Below are 21,492 nucleotides of genomic sequence, written 5' to 3'. Positions count from 1 at the left end.
ATTTAGTGCATTATCGCACTTTTCCTACTATGATTAATTAATATTCAATTAATGGCACATGCAACTATGGAAAAAACGAATTTTGCGCAAATTCTTAAAGAGCTTAAAGATAGAGGTATAAATGACTATAAGCTTTCCGAGTTGACCGGAATAGAACGCAGCAAGCTGACAAAGCTTAGAAACGGGACAAAGCAGCAACCTTACTATGATGATGGGGCTGCAATTATGCAGGTATATAATGAAGGCATAGATAATCATAAAAATGCAAGCACATAAAATAAAAGCATGCTTGCAAATGTAATAGCATATAAACTAATATGCAAGCATGTTAGTTTATATGGGATGCTTGCATATGAGCGAAGAAGATAGCAAGGTGACAGGAAAAGCTATAGGCGCTAAAGCCAGAGCAGAGAAGTTAACTCCAGAGCAAAGAAGTGAAATAGCAAGGAATGCGGCATTGGCTAGGCATAATGCAAATAAGACGTTAGAGGCTATAAGGAAAGGGAATTTTATTGATGATTTCGGCTTGGATATTGATTGTTATGTTCTTAATGATGACCAAAATACTGCTGTAATTAGCCAGAGGGGCATGGCTGCTGCAATTGGATTCACTGGAAAAGGAGGAAACAACCTTAGCAGATTTATTGAAAGAAAAAGCATAGCTCCTTATATTGGATCTGAACTTAGTCAAAAAATACTGAATCCCATTGTTTTTAAAACAGATAAAGGTGGATCTGAGGATTCAGTTGCTCCACGTGCTCATGGCTATGATGTTACAATATTGATTGATTTGTGTAATGCCATAATTGAGGCTGACAACGCTGGCGCGTTAGCTAAGTCACAAAAAGGCATTGCTCAACAAGCCAAAGTAATAACTGGCGCTTCTGCGAAGTCTGGAATACAACAGCTTGTATATAAATTATCTGGGTTTGATTCTACAAAAGAACAGTTTATTCAAGCTTTTAAGCAATTTGTAAATGATGAGGCCAAAAAGTATGAGAAGGAATTTCCTATAGAGCTATACGAAGAATGGGCAAGATTATATTCTCTAACCATTCCTGATCGTGGATGGCCGTGGGACTTCAGGCATCTTACTGTTAAGCATGTATATTATCCACTTGCTAAGAGTCGTGGGAAGCTGCTCACCCTATTGCGAGAAGCAAAAGGCAAGGATGGGGATAGCAAGAAAAAGCTATTTCAGTTCCTAAATGAGATTGGAACACGTGCGCTCCGTATGCACCTTGGCAGGCTACTTGAAATGGCAGAGTCATCAAAAACAAAAGAGGAGTATGAAAAAAAAATAATTGATCGCTTTGGCGGTCAATTCGCTCTTTGTGCAAGTGCTACATAATACCGGAAATATCAGTCAATTGGTGGTATTCATGCAGATTCCATTCATAAACTCCAATGCGCTGATAGTGTTCAACTAAGATGGTCTCAGAATCGATTAACAGATAATCACGTAAGCTCGAAATAGAACGGTAATGGTGGAATTTATCACCCCGATCATAACTGCGTGTGCTTGGGGATAAGACTTCAACGATCAATACTGGATTGAGCAGGGTTTTATTATTATCAGTCAGCTCCAGTTACCCACGATAAACAGAAACATCAGGATAAGTATTGAGTCCTGAGGGTATCGCTATTCATCGGCTGGCAGGGCTTAGTACGTAAACGCACTGCCAGTTCAGTGGTAACGTTCAAACCAATACGGGCATGTTGGAAAGTACCGTCAGCCATTGCGAACACTTCGCCTTGATAGAGCTCATGTTTTTCAGTGTTGGCTTCTTCTATTTTTAGGTAGTATTCACGGCTGAGCTGGGGTTTTATGGCTTGCATAGTTATCTCCACATTTATAATTTAACTATACAGATGATTGGAGAATTGACATAGAAGACTATCAAAAAAGGGGCAGGTTCCAGAGACTAATAAGTTTTTGCTAAGGTAAACGTACTTTATTTGGACATAAATCAACCAACTACATACCACTTATACTTTTCACTCTGGTTTTTGACTAAGAATTAGATAATATATCCGTAAAGCCCATAATTATAATCATCATAATGAAGCAATATACTTTCATTTTATTAGTGATCCTAACAGCTTGTAACGATCAAAGCACATTGACCAACCAGTCAGCAAAGCCTTCAAACTATAAACAAGCGACCTATCAAAAGCAAATATCTAATCATACAAACTCTCCTATACTGCTAAGCCAGCATCAACAGGAAAATACTAAGATATATCCGCAGAATCATCTTCAAAAGATAGTAGATCAATCACTAAAAGCCATAATAGTACCCATACAAAAAGACATTTTAGACATCATGGGTACTGAATCTCAATTTGTAAACACTAGCTATAATGGGCAGCAGATTAATTTTCAGTATCAAGTTTGGCAAGTTAAAAAATCATCTATTTGTAATAATGCAAAGCTCGATGTAATGCAGTTTTCTAATTGTACTCAAGCTGCACAGCAACTATTCCAAGAAATGTGCACACAACTCCAGCAAGGAAAATTCAATAATTATCCAAGAAATCAGCAGTTACAACGTATGTATTGCCAAGCAGCCGCTAACTTTAAACCTACTATTGCACAGATTTCACGTAGCCTAACTGTAAAAAACAATAAAATCGAAACATTACGTACTAGTTGTAACGATTTAATTTTTAAGGCAAAGATTTCAGAAAGCGTAAATGATGAGAAAACACGAGACAAAGCTTGTGCAATTTATAAGAAGGCTGCAAACATAAAATAGAGGTAGTTACAATTCTATTTTGTAGATACTTTTAAAAAGAAAAGCCACCCGCAATCGCAAGTGGCTTTCCGTTGGAGGAGACAGCTCAGTTCTTAATTAAACCGCACATATTCAAAATCAACCGGTTGGCGATTAATCCCCATCACAGGTGGTGCAATCCAATTGGCGAATTTACCCACATCCGTCACACGCCCCATTAAGCTGGCTACGAACTGACGATCACCCACCGATGGCAACCATTTATCTACATTCGCATCCCACTCAGCTTGAGTAACTACTTGACCTTGTGGCGATACTTTCGCACCGGATAATGAGCCGATATTGCGATGGAAAGCTTTATGCGGCACGCTTAAGCGGAAGGGAATACCCGCTTTTTCAATCACTTTATTCCAACGCTCAACCCCAGCAACACTGTCTTTAATGTAGTCATCACGGAGTACTTCGTTGAGAGCATTCAACATCGGTACTTCTTTCTCGACTAATTGACCATTACGCACTTCCAACACTTTGTAGCTATCATTTTTCAAGGTGTGGTCATCGGTACGCTTACCTTCTTCATAACGGCCTTTTAAGCCAGTGGTGTAGAAGGTTGCTGCATTCGAGGATTCATCCGCACCAAACAGGTCAATCGTGACACTGAAATGGAAGTTGATATAACGCTGAATCGTGGGCAAATCAATTACACCCGCCGCACGAATCTTCGCGGGGTCATCGGTTTTCAGGTCATTCATCACTTGGCAAGTACGTTGAATCACACGAGAAACACCAGATTCACCAACGAACATATGATGTGCTTCTTCAGTCAGCATGAACTTAGTAGTGCGTGCTAAGGGATCGAAGCTCGACTCTGCCAAGGCGCATAACTGGAACTTACCATCACGGTCAGTGAAGTAAGTAAACATATAGAACGACAACCAGTCTGGGGTCGGCTCATTAAACGCTTGCAAAATGCGCGGATTATCCTCTTGACCGCTACGACGCTCTAATAAAGCCTCACCTTCTTCACGACCATCGCGCCCGAAGTATTTATGTAGTAAGTAGACCATCGCCCATAAATGCCGACCTTCTTCCACATTCACTTGGAACAGGTTACGCAGGTCGTATTGGCTAGGTGCGGTTAAACCTAAATGGCGTTGTTGCTCAACCGATGCTGGCTCAGTGTCGCCTTGCGTGACGATAATACGGCGTAAATTAGCACGATATTCGCCCGGTACATCCTGCCATGCGTTTTCGCCTTTATGATCACCGAAATGGATTTTGCGATCTTGCTCAGCCGGATTTAAGAAAATACCCCAGCGATAATCGGGCATCTTCACATGCCCAAATTGCGCCCAGCCCTGTGGGTCAACGTTGACCGCAGTACGCAGGTAAACATCAAAACCATGCGAACCATCCGGCCCCATATCTTGCCACCAATTCAGGTAGTTAGGCTGCCAATGCTCAAGCGCACGCTTTAAAGTACGGTCTTCGCTAAGATTGACATTATTCGGAATCTTTTCTTGGTAATCGATAGTGGACATACTGCTCTCCTCAGTGGTTCTAGCAAGGAGCTAATCGCTTAGCTCCAAAATTTTTAATGCGAAACTTAAACGCGATTCCAGTCAAACTGAGCTTTATCGCCTTTACCATAAACTTTCAGTGCACCTTTCTCACCGACCGCATTCGGGCGTTGGAAAATCCAATTTTGCCATGCCGTCAAGCGACCGAAGATGCGCGTAAACATATTTTCCTCACCATTGAAGCGTAAGTTCGCCTCCATGCCAGTGAGTGCATCCGGTGACATCGCCACACGTTCTTCGACCGCGATGCGCACTTCATCACTCCAATCAATATCATCAGGATTGCTGGTGACTAAACCGACTGCAATTGCTGCATCTGCATCGAGTGCTTGACCCGCTTTAGCGCGGACTGCATCCAGTGCAGCTTGCTCATTGTAGAAACGACGTCCTAAGCGGCTTTCGCCGGTTGCCATGGGGTACAAACCAAAGTTCACATCTGCGACGGTAATCGTTGGAGTATCGACATCATCTGGTAACATTAAGTGATAGCTACGGTCACAAGCTAGAGCAAATTCCAAGAAAGAACCCGCAAAGCACGAACCCTTTTCAATCAAGGCAAACAAGCTGCGTGAAGACACATCTAAGCGGCTGAAAGTGCGACGTAATAAACCAATCGTTTCACGCACTAACCAATGGTCTTTATTAGCCAGTAACACCTTATCCATGGCTAACACTGCGGCTGGATCGCCGGAAGTTTTCAACAACCAGATACCAATATCTAACTCATTGGTGCGCATGGATAAAATCGCATCTTCTAATTCACGCGCTAATTCGAGTGGATACCAGTTTGCACCTGCCTCTTCGATTTCAGCGATGGTGGAAGGCTGAACACCTTCAGGTGCTTTCACCGTGAAAGTTGCTGTGCGAGCAGCGCGATTAATCTCAACACTCACATGCTTATAGTGCAGTGCATCCGCTTCGATAGTACGGCTGATAGGAGTCAAGGTTACGCCTTTAGCATCGGCAGGACGATCACTTTGTTCTGCTAATTGCAGCGCACGTTCTTTGACTTTTTGGGCGAATACCGCAGGCTTGGCGATTTCATCGACTAAACGCCAATCTTTGGCTTTTTGCCCCCGCACGCCTTCGGTGGTGGTACAGAAAATATCCGCTAAATCGTGACGTACATGGCGTTTGTCCGTAACGCGAGTTAGACCGCCCGTACCCGGTAAGACACCTAATAAAGGTACTTCTGGCAAGCTCACCGCACTAGAGCGGTCATCCACTAACAGAATCTCATCGCAAGCCAGCGCTAATTCATAGCCACCACCCGCACAAGCTCCATTCACGGCGGCTAAGAATTTCAAGCCGCTGTATTTAGAAGAGTCTTCTAAACCATTACGGGTTTCATTGGTGAATTTACAGAAATTTACTTTCCACGCATGACTACTAACACCGAGCATGAAAATATTCGCACCGGAGCAGAACACCTTATCTTTCAGGCTAGTCACTACAACGGTACGTACTTCAGGATGCTCGAAACGAATGCGGTTAATCGCATCGTTGAGTTCAATATCCACGCCGAGGTCATAACTATTGAGCTTTAACTTATAGCCCGGACGTAAACCCGCGTTTTCGTCAAAGTCAGCGCTCAGGGTAGCGACGGAACCATCGAAACTTAAAGTCCAGTGGCGATATTGGGAAGGATTAGTTTGATAATCCACACGATCAGATGTAATGGCTGCGTTCACAAGAGTTCTCCTCACTTGGTGCATTTGTTGACAGCTTGCGCTGTATCGTTTCATGCATAATATTGCATTATTTAAAACCCTGTCAAGAATAAATATGCATTAAATTGCAAAAATCTTAAATCGGTAACTGTAATGAATGACGCACCAACTGACGTAAGGCTACAAAAGTAGCCTCCAGCGACTGTGCACTGGTATCCAACTTAGCTTGAGCTTTGGAATAAAACGCAGCACGCGCCGCCAGAATATGCTTTAGATCCTCCATCGCCTCTTTACTCGCCGCCATCGGGCGAAAATCCCCTTGCTTCATCACACGCTGCATATGATCCTCTGGGTCAGCTTGTAACCAAATCGTGGTGCAATGCGACAATAATAAATTAAAGGTCGAGGTATCGGATACCAAGCCACCCGGGGTACAAATAACAGCTTCTGGATAAATCTGAATCGCTTCTTCTAAAGCACGACGCTCATAACGACGATAGGCATTCGCACCATACAGGGCTTGAATTTCAGAGATACTGCAGCCCGCAAATTTTTCAATTTCTTGGCTTAACTCCACGAAAGGAAAATCAAGATCATCTGCCAACATTTTCCCCAAGGTCGACTTCCCTGCGCCACGCAAACCGATTAAGGCAATCCGTGAACTCGCAACTGTTGTAGCACCTATCGTGCCGAGTGCCTCACCAATCGCGACCCGCGCACGACGTAAAGCATTCTCATCTTTATTTTCTAGTAAAGAGCGAATCATTAGCCATTCAGGGCTAGAGGTGGTGACATCACCGATTAACTCAGCAAGCGAACACTCCAAAGCAGTCGCAACTTGTTGTAATACAAGGATAGAGGCATTCCCTTCCCCGTATTCAAGGTTCGCCAAATGCCGCTCGGATACCCCCGTCATGATCGACAAAGCCTTACGAGTTGTGCCTTGGCGAGCCCGTAAAGCCCGCACTCGCTCGCCTAAAGACACTAAAAAAGGATTCTTGGTTTCAGACTCAATGAGTTGTGTGGGATGCAGAGTATGCTTCTTCTCAGCCTTCGCCATCATGGCGCTCCTCATGAAATTAGTATATGCAATATAATGCTTGACACAGTAGAAAACTACCATTATTGTTCTAACATGCACAATAATTCATATCAGATGAATTAGCAAGTTCGATACAGTTTGACCAAGATGAGGAGAGAGGACGATGCCGAGTAGCCAGTTCCGCCAACAGATTGCTGACTTAACTGCCCAATTAGCAGGCCGTGAATTAAACACTGCTTTACAAACTTGGTTAAACCAAGAACATGGTGTGAATAGCAGCACTTATCAACAATTGAAACAAAGTTGTGAGCAAGGAGTTGCTGAAGGTTGGTTATGTAATCGCGAAGGCGGCGGCATTCGCTATGGGCGTATTTTCAAACCCGCTGATGACTTAGCGGGTTTTTCTGTCGATGTGGTCGATATGCAAGATCTGGTAGGCCCCCATCATTCTCATCCTAATGGTGAAATTGATTTAATCATGCCGCTTGAAGGTGAAGCCTTATTTGATCAGCATCCGGCAGGTTGGTTAGTTTATCCAGCAGGCAGTGCGCACAAGCCCACCGTCACGCAAGGCCGTGCTTTAGTTTTATACCTGTTACCACAAGGTAGCATTGAATTCACGCGCTAAGCACTCCGGCTATAAGGAACATAGACATGACTGAATTACTCGCCAATTTTTTTGCAGGGCGCTGGCAAACGGGCACTGGTGCAGGTACTCGCCTCTACGATCCAGTATTAGGCACTGAATTAGTCCGCATTGACTCCACTGGCTTAGATTTAGCAGAAGGTTTCAATTTTGCACGTGAACAAGGCGGAGCGGCTTTACGCGCTCTCACTTATCGTGAACGTGGCGCACTACTCAGCGCGATAGTTAAAGTCCTACAAGCGAATCGTGATGCGTATTATGAAATCTCTACCGCCAATAGTGGTACGGTGAAAAATGATACAGCCGTTGATGTCGATGGTGGGATTTTCACTTTAGGCACTTATGCCAAGATGGGCGAAACTTTAGGTGATCGCCGCTATTTACTCGATGGCGAGTTAGCCCTTTTAGGCAAAGACCCCCTATTCCAATCCCAGCATGTGTTAGTGCCAACCCGTGGGGTCGCCTTATTCATTAATGCTTTCAACTTCCCAAGCTGGGGCTTGTGGGAGAAAGCGGGCCCTGCACTCTTGTCGGGCGTGCCTGTCATTATTAAACCTGCTTCTGCGACGGCGTGGCTCACACAACGCATGGTTAAAGATGTGATTGATGCGGGTATTTTACCAGCCGGTGCTCTGTCAATTATTTGTGGCAGCTCTAAAGGCTTAATGGATCAACTTCAGCCGTTTGATGTGTTGTCGTTTACAGGTTCAGCCGAGACCGCAGCGGTGATTCGCTCCCATCCTGCCGTCACTCAACATTCGGTACGGGTGAATATTGAAGCGGATAGTATTAACTCGGCGGTATTGCTCCCTGATAGTACGGGTGAAAATGCAGCTTTAGATTTACTGGCTAAAGAAGTTAGCCGCGAAATGACCGTGAAATCAGGCCAAAAATGTACTGCAATTCGCCGGATTTTCGTGCCAGATACTTTATTCGATAGTGCAGCAGCGGCCATTAGTGCACGTTTAGCCAAAACCACAGTAGGCAATCCACGCAATGAAACCGTGCGCATGGGGGCAGTCGTTAGCCAAGGTCAACTGCAATCCGTCAAAGATGGCTTAGCTAAGCTCAAAACTCAAGCTGAAGTCTTATTCGACAGCTCGACACAAACACTCATTGATGCCGACTCCAACTCTTGCTGTATCGCCCCCACTTTGTTAGGTGCGCGTGATGCGGATGCTGCACAAATTATTCATGACACTGAAGTGTTTGGCCCAGTCGCGACCTTATTAGCTTATCGTGATCTTGAGCATGCGAAAACTTTAGTCAGGCGTGGGCAAGGCTCTTTAGTCACTTCCCTATACGGCACTGACCCCGAAGCTTTAGCAGTGATGGCCACAGAGTTAGCCGATAGTCATGGGCGGGTGCATATTATTTCCCCTGATGTGGCAAGTATTCAAACCGGACATGGTAATGTCATGCCGCAATCTTTACACGGTGGCCCCGGACGTGCAGGCGGTGGCGCAGAGTTAGGTGGCGTGCGCGCTTTGAATTTCTACCATCGGCGCAGCGCGGTACAAGCCAGTACTGAAGTTTTAAAACACTTATAAATGGGTTCGCCTTGCGCGAACACTAATTAATATTGCTATGGAGGAGGAGAGTCATGCCCATAGAGAACGTGCCAGCACCCGAAGGACGCTTTAACTTTGCTCAGCACTTGCTAGACTGTAATCAGCAACGCGCTGGAAAAACTGCTTATATTGACGATCAAAGCGCTCTGACTTACGGAGAGCTAGCCGATAAGATTAAACGCATGGCTGCTGCGTTAATTAAGGCCGGTGTACGCCGTGAAGAACGTGTACTGCTATTAGTGCATGATTGCAATGATTGGCCTGTCAGCTTCTTAGGGGCGATGTACGCAGGGATAGTGCCAGTAGCTGTTAATACCTTACTGACGGCTAATGACTACCACTATATGCTGAACAATAGTCGCGCTACTGCGGCGATTGTGTCTGAAGCCTTGCTCCCTACATTAGAGGCTGCTTTAGCCAAAGGCGACCATGATGTTAAAACAGTCTTCGTTTCACGTGCGAACAGCGAATTATCTGCAGGTAGTATCGATTTAGACCAAGCATTGCAAGCCACTGAACCCTTAACGACCGCAGCTAGCACTAGCGCTGACGATCCGGGCTTCTGGCTCTACTCTTCTGGCTCAACCGGTAACCCCAAAGGTACTGTACATACGCATGCGAATCCTTATTGGACGGCTGAGCTGTATGGGAAGCGTTTATTGGGTATCACCGAACAAGATATTTGCTTCTCAGCGGCTAAATTATTCTTTGCTTATGGTCTAGGGAATGCACTCAGCTTTCCCCTAAGTGTGGGAGCAACTGTCGTCCTCATGCCCGAGCGCCCTACGCCTGATGCGGTGTTTAAACGCTGGATCGATAATAAACCGACTATTTTCTTCGGCGCACCGACCGGCTTTGCAGGCATGTTAGCAGCGGCTAATCTGCCGAAAAAAGCAGAGGTCGCCTTGCGTTTGGCCTCTTCCGCAGGTGAAGCCTTGCCTGCCGATATTGGTGAGCGTTTCACAAAACATTTTGGTGTAGAAATCATTGATGGCATTGGCTCGACCGAAATGCTGCATATTTTCCTCTCCAATCAACCGGGCAAAGTGCGTTATGGAACCACCGGCTGGCCCGTACCGGGTTATGCAATCGAATTGCGTGGTGAAGATGGCCTCCCTGTACCTGATGGTGAAACCGGCGACCTGTATATTCAAGGCCCTAGTGCCGCTTTGATGTATTGGAATAATCGCGCAAAAACTCGCGAAACCTTCCAAGGGACATGGACGAAAAGTGGCGATAAATACCTACGCAATCCCGATGGGACTTATACCTATGCTGGCCGTAGCGATGACATGCTGAAAGTCAGTGGGATTTATGTTTCGCCCTTTGAAGTAGAAGCCACCTTAATCGAACACCCAGCCGTTTTAGAAGCTGCAGTGATTGGTAAGCAAGATGCTGAAGGCTTAACTAAAACCAAAGCCTTTGTCGTACTTAAAGAGGGTGCAGAAACCTCAGCAGAAGATTTAAAAGCCTTTGTTAAAGACAAATTAGCGCCCTATAAATACCCACGCTTTATCGAGTTCGTAAAAGAGCTGCCAAAAACTGCTACTGGCAAAATTCAGCGCTTTAAATTGCGTCAACAAGAAGTGGATGCCAGCTAATGCCTGCTCCCATAGAGTTTGTCAGGCTTGACTGGTGCGGTCGTGAAATTCAGCTTGAGTATCAATGGGTAGGTAAACCTGACTCCCATCTACCCTTGGTACTCTTTTTACATGAGGGCTTAGGTTCGCTGAGTATGTGGAAAGATTTTCCAGAAACTTTCTGTCAGGCAGCCAACTGTCGGGGTCTTGTTTACTCACGCCCCGGCTATGGACAATCAACACCACGCCATCCAGATGAGCGTTGGGATGTGGATTTTATGCATCGCCAAGCCTTTGAAGTCTTGCCAGCTTTTTTGGCAACATTAGAGATTGATCCGCTGCAACAAAAACTGTGGCTATTCGGTCATAGTGATGGGGGTTCTATTAGCTTGCTCTATGCAGCACGTTATCCACAAGCACTGGCTGGCGCTATTGTACTTGCCCCACATATCATGGTAGAAGACTTGACAATCACCAGCATTGAACAAGCCCGTGAAATTTATCAAACAACAGATTTGCCAAAAAAGTTAGATCGTTATCACCAAGATGCTGATTCAGCCTTTTGGGGTTGGAATACTATCTGGCTACATCCGCCTTTTCGCGCATGGTCGATTGAGGCAGAGTTAGTCAGTATTCAGTGTCCGTTACTCGCGGTTCAAGGATTGGATGACGAGTATGGCTCATTAGAGCAAATTAGAGGAATTGCTCGACGAGTTTCGACGGCTGAACTCTTGGAAATACCAGCATGTGGTCACTCACCACACCGAGACCAGCCCAAGCTATTGATTATAAAAGCAACCGATTTTATCTTTCGTCATACTTTAGGAGGAGAACTCGTATGAAACTATTCAGAACCACTTTGATTGCAGCGGCTATTTTAGGTTTTTCAACAGCCAGCTATGCTGAAGATGCTAAACCCTTAAAAGTAGGCCTAATGCTGCCAGCGACTGGTACTTTTGCAGCTTTGGGGACTGCGATTGAAAATGGCTTTAAACTTTACACCAAAGAGCAAGGCGATAAATTAGGCGGTCGCCCAATTGAGTTCATCAAAGTGGATGATGAATCCGATCCTGCTAAAGCTACTGATAATGTCAATAAGCTGATCAAAGGCGATAATGTTGATGTCTTAGTAGGCACAGTACATTCCGGTGTAGCAATGGCGATGGCAAAAGCCGCCAAAGAAAGTGGCACCATTCTCATCGTTCCCAATGCAGGTGCTCAGGCGGTTACTGGCCCGATGTGTGCACCCAATATTTTCCGTAGTTCTTTCTCTAATTGGCAGCCGGGCTATGCCATGGGTGAGGTCGTCGCACAAAAAGGCCATAAGAAAGTCGTCACGATTACTTGGAAATACGCAGCCGGTGATGAATCTGTACAGGGCTTCAAGGATGGATTTACTAAATCAGGTGGTGAAGTGATTAAAGAGCTGAATCTGCCTTTCCCGAATGTTGAATTCCAAGCCTTATTAACAGAGATTGCCGCACTCAAACCGGATGCGGTTTATACCTTCTTCGCGGGTGGTGGTGCGGTTAAATTTGTAAAAGATTATAAAGCCGCTGGATTAAAAGATAGCATTCCCTTATACGGTGCTGGCTTCCTAACCGATGGCACTTTGGAGGCTCAAGGAGGTGATGGTGAAGGCCTACTTACTACCTTGCACTATGCTGAAAATTTAGATAATGCTAAAGATAAAACCTTTCGTACTGCTTATAACGAGGCTTACAAAATGCAACCTGATGTCTATGCCGTCCAAGGCTATGACGCTGCACAAATCTTGAAAGTGGGTTTAGATGCAGTACAGGGGGATGTTAGCAAGAAGGCCGAGTTTGCAGCCGCCGTTGAAGCCGCTAAATTCGATAGTCCGCGTGGCGAATTCACTTTATCTAAAGCCCATAATCCTATACAGGACATGTACCTACGCGAAGCCAAGGGCAAAGAAAACCCAGTGGTGAGCGTAGCGACTAAAGCTTTAGCAGACCCTGCTAAAGGCTGCTCAATGAATTAATTGATTGCTCTTAGCCCCTCTATCAGCAGAGGGGCTGTTAGGTAGTAAAGCAGCTTACTGAGTGAGCCGTTTTCACTTACCTATCTCTCTGACCACAGGGAGAGATTATGAGAAGTTTAAAGCGGAGCATTCTATGGACTTATCCATTTTCTTAATTCAATGCCTAAACTCTTTGCAGTATGGCCTGCTACTGTTTTTAGTAGCGATGGGTCTGACTTTGATTTTTGGCATTATGGGCGTAATCAACCTCGCTCATGGTAGCTTCTATATGATAGGCGCGTATATGGCCTATGCACTTAGCCCGATTGTAGCCAATGCGTTTGGCGGAGGGTTTTTCTCGGTTTTAGTGGTTGGTTTAGTCTTAGCAGTGATTTTAGGCTATTTCCTTGAATGGGCGTTTTTTAGCTTTTTGTATGATCGAGATCACTTACAGCAAGTGCTGATGACCTACGGCTTGATTTTGGTCTTTGAAGAGTTGCGCAGCTTGTTAGTCGGTGATGATGTGCATGGTGTGCAACCGCCTGATTTTTTAGCGGGTGTGATTCCACTCGGCGATGTGATGACTTATCCGGTCTATCGCTTATTCATCTCAGCCGTTTGCTTACTCTTGGCTTTGGGCATGTATTACATCTTCACGCGCACTCGCTTGGGTATGATGATTCGCGCTGGCAGCACTAACCGTGAAATGGTGCAGTCCTTAGGCATCGACATTAAATTGCTCTATCGCATTGTATTTGCCGCAGGGGTGGCTTTAGCAGCTTTCGCAGGCATGATCTCAGCCCCTGTTTCTACGGTTTATCCGGGTATGGGTAGTCAAGTTTTGATTATCTGCTTTGTGGTCGTGGTCATTGGTGGGATTGGCTCAATTCGGGGAGCCTTTCTAGCAGCCATGCTGATTGGCTTTGTGGATACTTTCGGCAAAGTCTTGCTGCCCGAAGCGGCTGGTGTGCTGGTGTATGTGTTAATGGCTCTCATCCTGCTGTGGAAGCCGGATGGTTTATTCAAAACTAGCTGAGACCAACCATCATGGATAAGTTGTTCAGTGGAAAATTTCTGTTTATTGGCCTGGTGTTTACCGGTTTAGCTTTATATCCCCTCGTTGCAAGTAACTATGGTTTAGATTTAGTCGCTAAAATCATGATCTATGCCATCTTAGCCATGAGCTTAGAACTATTAGTCGGGAGCACAGGCCTCATCTGTTTCGGCCAAGCCGCCTTCTTTGGGATTGGTGCTTATATGGCGGTGATGCTTTCACCTGAAAGTGACTCAGCCAATCTTTTGTGGCTATTGCCTGCAGCCATTTTAGCGGCTGCCGCTTATGCCTTATTCGTGGGTGCATTATCGCTTCGTACTAAAGGTGTGTACTTCATTATGGTCACTTTAGCCTTTGCACAAATGGCTTATTATGTCGTGCATGATACCAAGTTAGGTGGAGGCACAGACGGCATTTACTTGTATTTTAAGCCAGTTTTAGGCTCGGTGATTGATCTGAATGATGCCAAGGTTTTTTACTTCTTTACTTGGGTATTTTTGGTCTGGACTTTTATTTTCCTCGCGATGCTCTTACGTTCTCATTTCGGGCGGGTACTGGCGGGGATTCGGATTAATGAACAACGCATGCGCGCTTCGGGCTTCTCCACCTATCCTTATAAACTTGCAGCCTTTACCACTTCGGGTGGTATTGCGGGCTTAGCGGGTTTTCTGTTTGCAGTCAAAGATGGTTTCGTTAATCCCGAAATGATGAGCTGGCATTTATCCGGTGCTTTGTTAATCATGATTATCTTGGGCGGCTTAGGGCATTTACGTGGGGCGATTATTGGTGCTTTTGCCTTTGTATTTTTGCAAGAGTTTTTCAAATCGTCGGAGATTTTTGGCGCTTTCTCCAAACATTGGCAGCTCGGCTTAGGCTTTACGATTATTGCCTGCGTGGCACTCCTACCGAAAGGTTTAGTGGGTTTGCCTGAAGTTTTGCGTAAGCGTTTAGATGGCAGTCGCCCTCGTGATGCACAAGTCGTGCTGAAATAAGGAGATGCAAACATGGCAGAAACTTTATTAAAAGGCAGCGACATTACCCAACGCTGGGGTGGACTAGTCGCAGTCAATAAGGTCTCGATTGAGATTGAACGTGGGAGCGTGCATGCAGTGATTGGCACGAATGGCGCGGGCAAATCGACGCTGATTAATATTTTATCCGGCGAATTCCCACCCACCGAAGGCAAAATTGAGTTACTGGGTAAAGAAGCCACTCATTGGTCACAGGCCAAACGCGCTCGCCAAGGCTTAGGACGGAGCTATCAACGCAATACCATTTTTCCTGATTTTAGCGTCTTCGAGAATTGTCGGTTAGCGGCTCAAGCTCAGGTACAACGTCCTTGGGTATGGTGGAATGATGCCCAGAAATGTAAGCAAAGTGTGGAATCCGCGAATCGAGCCTTAGAGTTAGCTGGCTTAAGCGAGGTTAAAGAGCGTTTTGCTGGTTTACTTTCCCACGGACAGAAGCGTCAACTAGAAATCGCGATGTGCTTAGCGATTCAGCCAGAAGTCTTACTACTGGATGAACCACTCGCTGGCATGGGGGCAGAAGAAACGGATCGGATGCTCAAGCTCCTAGACAACTTAAAAGCGGGGCATGCGATTTTGTTAGTTGAGCATGATATGGATGCGGTCTTCAGGATTGCTGATCGCATCACGGTCATGGTCAACGGGAGTGTGATTGCCTCCGATACTCCCGAGCAAATTCGTGTCAATCCAGACGTGCAAACCGCTTATTTGGGAGGACATTAAGATGCCTCATTCTGAACTCCTCGTCGAAGCCCATGATCTACATGCTTGGTATGGCTCTAGTCATGTGCTACAAGGCATTGATTTCAAAATTGGTCGCGGTGAAACTGTCGGTTTACTGGGACGCAACGGCATGGGGAAAAGTACGTTAATTCGTACTTTACTTGGACATATCAAGCAACGTGATGGACATATCACTGTACGCGGTAAAGATATGTCCAAAGCCAAACCGCATGAAGTAGCACGCATGGGCATTGCCTATGTCCCCGAAGGGCGCGGCGTATTCCCGAATCTGTCCGTGCGTGAAAATCTGATTATGGCAGCACGACGTGGCTTAGATGGACGCAATGACTGGCCTTATGAACGTATCCTCGAAACCTTCCCACGCTTACAAGAGCGGATTGGCAATATGGGCAATCAGCTTTCAGGCGGCGAGCAGCAAATGCTGTCGATTGGGCGGGCATTGATGACGCATCCGGATTTAATCATCCTCGATGAAGCCACTGAAGGTTTAGCACCCTTGATCGTGGAAGAAATCTGGCGAGTGATTGCTACGATTCGTGCCAGCGGCATAGCCACTTTAATTGTCGACCGCAATTATCACAAAGTTTTAGCGAATAGCGACCGCGCACTTGTCCTGCAAAAAGGCCAAGTAGTGATGTCGGGAACCGCGAAAACGATTGAACAGTCGGATGAGTTGACAGGGTATTTGGGGGTTTAAGTCATCCAGCTCCTTACTCAATGCTTGGGTGAGGAGTTCCCTGTTAAACTTAATTCGCTGCTTTAAACACTTACTAACTTGTCTGCTTCTTGTGCAATGCAAACCTCCAGCGAATAATGCCCCCTCCTTGATTGAACAGCTATAAGTCTTGTATGTCCTCACTAGCTAACACTAGCATCTACCGCCAACCCGGTTTTCTGCCTTTTGTCACCAGCCGCTTGTTTTCTTTCTTCGCCTCACAAATCCAAGCGATTGTTGTAGCTTGGCAAGTCTATGATATGACTCACGACCCGATGGCTTTGGCTTATGTGGGTCTGGCACAATTTATTCCGATGCTGTTTCTACTTATTCCAGCAGGGGATTTAATTGATCGCTTTAACCGTAAGAAAATCGTGATGGCGAGTTGGGCGGTACAAGGCTTGTGTAGCGCTTTATTGTTAGTCCTTTCTTTTTACCAACTAACTAATCCTAACTATTTCTACGCAGTACTTTTGTTGTATGGGAGCGCACGCGCTTTCACTGGCCCTGCGCTACAAAGCTTATTGCCCCAAGTAGTAGCACGCGCACAACTCCCCGCAGCGATTGCCGCGAATAGCATGTTAATGCGGGTAGCCGCTATTTCTGGCCCGGTTTTAGGGGGTGGCTTGTATGCTTTAGGCGGGGGAGTTGCAACGTATACCGTGGGTTTGCTTTCTTTTTTAGCAGCCGTCTTACTGCTTGGTCTAGTACCCGTCCTGTATGCTGAAAAGCCTGAGCCAAAAAATCAGGAAATTGGCGCTTGGCAACGCTTTACCGCAGGCATTCAATTTATTCGTTCGCGCCCGATTATTCTCGGCACGATTTCTTTAGATTTATTTGCTGTGTTATTGGGGGGTGTGGTTGCTTTATTGCCGATTTATGCGCAGGAGGTTTTGCACACCGACTCCACGGGTTTAGGTATACTACGTAGTGCAATGGCAATCGGTGAAGTAGCCGTCGGTTTTTATTTGAGCCTCTACCCGTTCAATCAGCGCGTGGGCATGAACATGTTCATTGCAGTATTTATTTTTGGCTTAGCCAATTTAGTTTTTGCCCTATCTAGCATCTTTGCTTTGTCTTTCATCGCTTTAATGATTGCTGGCGCTGCAGATATGGTGAGTGTCTATATTCGTTCCTCGTTAGTGCAGTTTTCAACGCCTGATGCGATGCGTGGCCGCGTGAATGCCGTAAATATGTTGTTTATTGGATCATCCAATGAATTAGGTGAGTTTCGTGCTGGTAGTAGTGCGGCTTGGTTAGGTGTAGTGCCTGCAGCAGTCATTGGGAGCTTGTTTACTTTAGGAATTACCGCTGCATGGATCTGGGCGTTTCCAAGTTTAAGGCAAGTGAAGAAATTCGAGGATGCAACGCCAAATAAACAGGCTTAGCGCAAACAAAAAAGGCAGTCCGCGAGGGATTGTAGACTGCCTTTCAAAAATACTGCAACTTCGAGGGTATGAGGTTGCAGCCACACTTTACTTGCGAGGTAGGTAATGTGTACTCAGTGTGTCGCGCCCAGTTTTTTAGAGGTTCATAATCTTTAGATATTTTTCTCAAGTTTTTTTGCTAGGCGTTTACAGTACTCAACAATTAGTTAATTTTTAGCCAATAACCCTAAGGAAGCATAGTTGATGGCGTATGCAGGCTTATTTTTAGCCGCTTTTTTAGCAGCGACTATTTTACCTGCTCAATCAGAAGCCATCTTAGTTGGCTTAATTCTAAGCAATGACTATTCAATATACCTCTTGGTATGGGTCGCAACACTGGGAAATAGCCTAGGTTCGCTAGTGAACTGGTATATAGGGCGGTATCTTGAGCAGTTCCGCGACAAAGCTTGGTTTCCTGTGAATACAACGAACTTAAAGCGTGCCCAAAACTTTTATCAGAAATATGGAGCATGGTCAGTGCTTTTAAGTTGGCTGCCCCTTATTGGTGATCCTTTGACTGTGATCGCAGGTTTAATGCGCATGCCTTTATTACCTTTTATTTTGCTGGTTATCTTAGCGAAGGGTGGGCGTTATCTAGCCTTAGCTTACTTGACTTTAAGCTAAACAATGAAAAAGGTCAGCACCGAAGTACTGACCAAAGGGGTTTGTTCTTATTATCGTTTTCACATCATCTATTGAATCGCTCCCCCTCAGGGCTAATCGGGGGAGCTATGCTTGGCTGTGGCTATTTATTGAGGCTTATTAGTTTGGCCACATCACCAATCGGGCTTGGAACCTTTTGATTATTATTTTGTTATACTTGTTATTTAGCTTCCGTCGTCTTCTTTTTCTTCTTGCTTAGCTTATTGCAACACCTGTGCCAAGTTCAAATAACGAAACCAACCAATTGATTTTTTAATAAAAATTAAAATCTAGACAATTTCTTTGTTTAAGTGCACTTGTCATAAATTGACGAGATTCAAAAAACTTAACTGACAATGAAATGGGCATTGTCAGTTAAGTGACAAGTCTGACACTACCAGTTATCTGTAGGGTAAGATGATTAGTCATACGGGGCTTGACCATCGCTAGCTAGAGTGTTGAACTACCCTTCAGATGCTCGGATAGACTGAGTACTTAATTTTCAGTAAGGAGTTTACTGATCATGCTAGCCAAAGCTGCTAAAGCTTTTGATTTTCTGGTCTTCATTGGTCGCTTCCAGCCTTTACATAAAGGCCATCATTATGTACTCGCGACTGCTTTAGAACAGGCAGAACGAGTCATTATCTTGGTTGGTTCCAGTCATCAACCGCGTAGTATTCGTAATCCTTGGACATTTGCCGAACGCGAACAGCATATTCGTGCTGCTTTTGACTCCACAACCCAAGAGCGTTTACTGATCCTTCCTTTGATGGACGATTTATATAATGATCAAAATTGGGTAGCACGTGTTCAGCAAAGTGTGAATGGCATCGTATGTCGCTATCCGCCTAAAGTTGGCACGGATGATCCACGTGTGGGACTCATTGGCCATTCTAAAGACCATAGCTCTTATTACCTTGCCCTTTTTCCACAATGGAAAGCACTGAATGTACCTGCTTGGGGTCATTTATCCTCCACACCCTTACGTGAGCAATATTTTTTAAAGGGCTTAATCACCGATGACCTTCCAGAAGGCGTGCAACAAGCTCTCGCTGCTTTTCAGCAAACGGCAGCTTATGAATATATTGTCAGTGAGTGGAGTTTTATCCGTGACTACCAAAGTGGTTGGGCGAATGCGCCTTACCCACCTATCTTTGTAACGGTTGATGCAGTGGTCATTCAAGCGGGACATATTCTCTTAGTCGAACGTAAAGCCCGCCCCGGCAAAGGCCAATTTGCCTTACCCGGTGGCTTCTTGAATGCTGAGGAAAAAGTTCGTGATGCGGTATTGCGAGAATTACGTGAGGAAACGCGCTTAAAGATTCCAACTCCTGTGTTGGCTGGTTCAATTAGTAAAGCTCAAGTCTTTGATGACCCACATCGTTCGTCACGCGGGCGTACCCTCACACATGCTTATTTGATTGAATTAAAACCGGATGCCCAAGGCTTGCCTAAAGTTAAGGGTAGTGATGATGCAAAGCAGGCCTTTTGGCTACCACTGGCCGAATTGAATCCTGAACAGATGTTTGAAGACCACTTTCATATTATTAAGACTTTGGTGGGTTAGTCTAAAACTCACTGGTATGCAGCGGATAGACTGCTGCTCTATTCACCCGAACACCGGAGGATTTCCATGTTCAACGTTAATCCGATTTTTGACAATTTAATTCTCAATACCGACAGCTACAAAGCCAGTCACTTTGTGCAATACCCACCCAATAGTGAAATTGTGTCTTCTTATATAGAAGCACGGGGTGGGCAATTTAAACAAGCACTCTATTTTGGATTACAGGCTTTTATCAAAGCTTATTTATTGCAGCCTGTGACCCAAACACATATTGAAGAAGCAGCGGACATTTTTGCAGCGCATGGTGTGCCGTTCAACCGGACAGGTTGGGAAATCATTGTCCAGGAGTATCAAGGCTTAATGCCTGTAGAAATTTGCGCCTTACCGGAAGGTAGCATCGTGCCAACCGGAACAGCTTTAGTCCAAATCCAGAATACCGATCCACGTTTATGTTGGTTACCTTCTTATTTAGAAACCATGTTATTACGGGCGATTTGGTATCCCACCACTGTGGCGACTCTGTCTTGGCATGCGAAGCAAATCATCCGTGACTATCTGGAAACTACTTGCGATCAACCCACTGAGCAATTGCCATTCAAACTCCATGACTTTGGTGCACGTGGTACTTCCTCACAAGAAACGGCTGCCTTGGGGGGAATGGCACATTTAGTTAATTTTATGGGTACGGATACCGTAGCAGCCTTATTGGCAGCTCGTCGCTACTATGGGGCTGAAATGCCCGCTTACTCGATTCCAGCAGCCGAACACTCCACGATTACCTCATGGGGGCGGGAACATGAAGCTGATGCTTATGCCAACATGCTCAAGCAATTTGCCCAACCCGGAAAAATCCTTGCAGTCGTATCTGATTCTTACGACATTTATCATGCTGTTTCAGAAATCTGGGGTAAGCAACTGAAAGAGCAGGTGGAACAAAGTGGTGCAACCTTGGTAATTCGCCCTGACTCGGGTCAACCTGAAATCGTCGTGGTTGAAATTATGGAACGCTTAGCACAAGCCTTTGGGAGTCGGTTGAATCAAAAAGGTTATCGTGTACTAAAGGATTGTGTACGTATTATTCAAGGCGACAGCGTGAATTTAGAGTCTCTTGGCGTAATCTTAGAGCGTGTAAAAGCACGTGGTTTCTCGACTGAAAATATTGCCTTCGGGATGGGTGCGGGGCTTTTGCAAAAAGTGAATCGAGACACTTTAAGTTTTGCGATGAAAGCTTCTGCGATTCGTATTCAAGGTGAATGGTTTGATGTGTATAAACAGCCGATAACAGATTTAGGTAAAACCTCCAAACGGGGGCGCTTAGCCGTGATTAAAACCGAGGCTGGTTGGCGAACGATTCGAGAAGACCAACTAGCCGAGCAAGAAAATCAGCTCCAGCCTATTTTCCGCAATGGCGTCTTATTAAAAGAAGTGAGTTTTGAGCAAGTACGCCAACGGGTCATGCACCAGAGGAGTTGAAGAGCCACTAAAGCGGTAGTAACTTAAGCGA

21 protein-coding genes are annotated in these 21,492 nt (G+C 45.3%); 16 read left to right on the top strand and 5 right to left on the bottom strand.

Translation table 11 applies throughout. From position 1 onward, the window contains the following. Nucleotides 1-66: 66 nt before the first annotated feature. Together Q0307_RS06790 and Q0307_RS06785 are read left to right on the top strand one after the other, a co-directional pair. Nucleotides 67-276 carry a helix-turn-helix transcriptional regulator gene (locus Q0307_RS06790; RefSeq protein WP_298658467.1) on the top strand — a complete coding sequence of 70 codons (210 nt, stop codon included), beginning with the start codon at nt 67-69 and terminating at the stop codon, nt 274-276. Between the two features lie 76 nt (nt 277-352). Next, nucleotides 353-1,351, top strand: a complete 999-nt coding sequence (locus tag Q0307_RS06785; RefSeq protein WP_298658464.1) for a P63C domain-containing protein — start codon at nt 353-355, stop codon at nt 1,349-1,351. Here Q0307_RS06785 and Q0307_RS06780 read toward each other — a convergent pair. Together Q0307_RS06780 and Q0307_RS06775 are read right to left on the bottom strand one after the other, a co-directional pair. Beyond that, on the bottom strand, nt 1,344-1,547 hold the full coding sequence (locus tag Q0307_RS06780; RefSeq protein ID WP_298658462.1) for a Uma2 family endonuclease: 204 nt from the start codon (nt 1,545-1,547) through the stop codon (nt 1,344-1,346). The two genes, Q0307_RS06785 and Q0307_RS06780, sit on opposite strands and share 8 nt — an antisense overlap. A 64-nt stretch (nt 1,548-1,611) precedes the next feature. Then, entirely contained in the window at nt 1,612-1,839 is a 228-nt protein-coding gene (locus Q0307_RS06775; RefSeq protein ID WP_298658459.1) for a Uma2 family endonuclease, read from the bottom strand. A gap of 224 nt (nt 1,840-2,063) precedes the next feature. Between Q0307_RS06775 and Q0307_RS06770 the strand changes: the two genes are divergently transcribed. Next, on the top strand, nt 2,064-2,759 hold the full coding sequence (locus tag Q0307_RS06770; protein WP_298658456.1) for a hypothetical protein: 696 nt from the start codon (nt 2,064-2,066) through the stop codon (nt 2,757-2,759). 92 nt (nt 2,760-2,851) lie between these two features. On the opposite strand, the gene boxB is transcribed toward Q0307_RS06770, so the two are convergent. The 3 genes from boxB to Q0307_RS06755 form a co-directional block, all read right to left on the bottom strand. Continuing rightward, the gene (gene boxB / locus Q0307_RS06765) at nt 2,852-4,279 is read right to left on the bottom strand and encodes a benzoyl-CoA 2,3-epoxidase subunit BoxB (RefSeq protein WP_298658453.1); all 1,428 of its coding nucleotides are present in this window, start codon (nt 4,277-4,279) and stop codon (nt 2,852-2,854) included. A 65-nt stretch (nt 4,280-4,344) separates the two neighbouring features. Continuing rightward, entirely contained in the window at nt 4,345-6,009 is a 1,665-nt protein-coding gene (gene boxC, locus Q0307_RS06760; RefSeq protein ID WP_298658450.1) for a 2,3-epoxybenzoyl-CoA dihydrolase, read from the bottom strand. 115 nt (nt 6,010-6,124) lie between these two features. Then, nucleotides 6,125-7,051, bottom strand: coding sequence for a helix-turn-helix transcriptional regulator (locus tag Q0307_RS06755; RefSeq protein WP_298658447.1), 927 nt, complete (start codon nt 7,049-7,051; stop codon nt 6,125-6,127). 142 nt (nt 7,052-7,193) lie between these two features. Here Q0307_RS06755 and Q0307_RS06750 point away from each other — a divergent pair, with 142 nt between their 5' ends. The 13 genes from Q0307_RS06750 to Q0307_RS06690 all read left to right on the top strand — a co-directional run bounded on the left by Q0307_RS06750 (nt 7,194) and on the right by Q0307_RS06690 (nt 21,461). Next, nucleotides 7,194-7,658 carry a DUF4863 family protein gene (locus tag Q0307_RS06750; RefSeq protein WP_298658444.1) on the top strand — a complete coding sequence of 155 codons (465 nt, stop codon included), beginning with the start codon at nt 7,194-7,196 and terminating at the stop codon, nt 7,656-7,658. Between the two features lie 26 nt (nt 7,659-7,684). Continuing rightward, entirely contained in the window at nt 7,685-9,226 is a 1,542-nt protein-coding gene (locus Q0307_RS06745; RefSeq protein WP_298658441.1) for a 3,4-dehydroadipyl-CoA semialdehyde dehydrogenase, read from the top strand. Between the two features lie 53 nt (nt 9,227-9,279). Further along, nucleotides 9,280-10,848: a benzoate-CoA ligase family protein gene (locus Q0307_RS06740; RefSeq protein WP_298658439.1), complete on the top strand. Its 1,569-nt coding sequence runs from the start codon at nt 9,280-9,282 to the stop codon at nt 10,846-10,848. Then, nucleotides 10,848-11,669 (top strand): alpha/beta hydrolase, encoded by an 822-nt coding sequence (locus Q0307_RS06735; RefSeq protein WP_298658436.1) that lies wholly within the window; start codon nt 10,848-10,850, stop codon nt 11,667-11,669. The genes Q0307_RS06740 and Q0307_RS06735 overlap by 1 nt, the downstream gene beginning before the upstream one ends. Then, the gene (locus Q0307_RS06730; RefSeq protein ID WP_298658433.1) at nt 11,666-12,832 is read left to right on the top strand and encodes an ABC transporter substrate-binding protein; all 1,167 of its coding nucleotides are present in this window, start codon (nt 11,666-11,668) and stop codon (nt 12,830-12,832) included. Before Q0307_RS06735 ends, Q0307_RS06730 begins: the two co-directional genes overlap by 4 nt. 133 nt (nt 12,833-12,965) lie before the next feature. Beyond that, on the top strand, nt 12,966-13,847 hold the full coding sequence (locus Q0307_RS06725) for a branched-chain amino acid ABC transporter permease (protein ID WP_298658430.1): 882 nt from the start codon (nt 12,966-12,968) through the stop codon (nt 13,845-13,847). Nucleotides 13,848-13,858: 11 nt separating this feature from the next. Beyond that, nucleotides 13,859-14,857, top strand: coding sequence for a branched-chain amino acid ABC transporter permease (locus Q0307_RS06720; RefSeq protein WP_298658427.1), 999 nt, complete (start codon nt 13,859-13,861; stop codon nt 14,855-14,857). A 12-nt stretch (nt 14,858-14,869) separates the two neighbouring features. Continuing rightward, nucleotides 14,870-15,616, top strand: a complete 747-nt coding sequence (locus Q0307_RS06715) for an ABC transporter ATP-binding protein (RefSeq protein WP_298658424.1) — start codon at nt 14,870-14,872, stop codon at nt 15,614-15,616. 1 nt (nt 15,617) lies between these two features. Further along, nucleotides 15,618-16,334 (top strand): ABC transporter ATP-binding protein, encoded by a 717-nt coding sequence (locus Q0307_RS06710; protein WP_298658421.1) that lies wholly within the window; start codon nt 15,618-15,620, stop codon nt 16,332-16,334. Between the two features lie 152 nt (nt 16,335-16,486). Then, nucleotides 16,487-17,740 (top strand): MFS transporter, encoded by a 1,254-nt coding sequence (locus tag Q0307_RS06705; protein ID WP_298658419.1) that lies wholly within the window; start codon nt 16,487-16,489, stop codon nt 17,738-17,740. A 243-nt stretch (nt 17,741-17,983) separates the two neighbouring features. Further along, nucleotides 17,984-18,403, top strand: coding sequence for a YqaA family protein (locus tag Q0307_RS06700; RefSeq protein WP_366936761.1), 420 nt, complete (start codon nt 17,984-17,986; stop codon nt 18,401-18,403). 541 nt (nt 18,404-18,944) lie between these two features. Further along, nucleotides 18,945-19,988, top strand: coding sequence for a bifunctional nicotinamide-nucleotide adenylyltransferase/Nudix hydroxylase (locus tag Q0307_RS06695; protein ID WP_298658413.1), 1,044 nt, complete (start codon nt 18,945-18,947; stop codon nt 19,986-19,988). A 66-nt stretch (nt 19,989-20,054) separates the two neighbouring features. Then, nucleotides 20,055-21,461: a nicotinate phosphoribosyltransferase gene (locus Q0307_RS06690; protein ID WP_298658410.1), complete on the top strand. Its 1,407-nt coding sequence runs from the start codon at nt 20,055-20,057 to the stop codon at nt 21,459-21,461. Nucleotides 21,462-21,492 lie beyond the last annotated feature (31 nt).

The sequence above is a fragment of the uncultured Thiothrix sp. genome (genome assembly GCF_937873765.1).
Taxonomy (GTDB): domain Bacteria; phylum Pseudomonadota; class Gammaproteobacteria; order Thiotrichales; family Thiotrichaceae; genus Thiolinea.
Note: the sequence above shows the minus strand (reverse complement) of the source record. Positions and strands in the feature narration are given on the sequence as shown.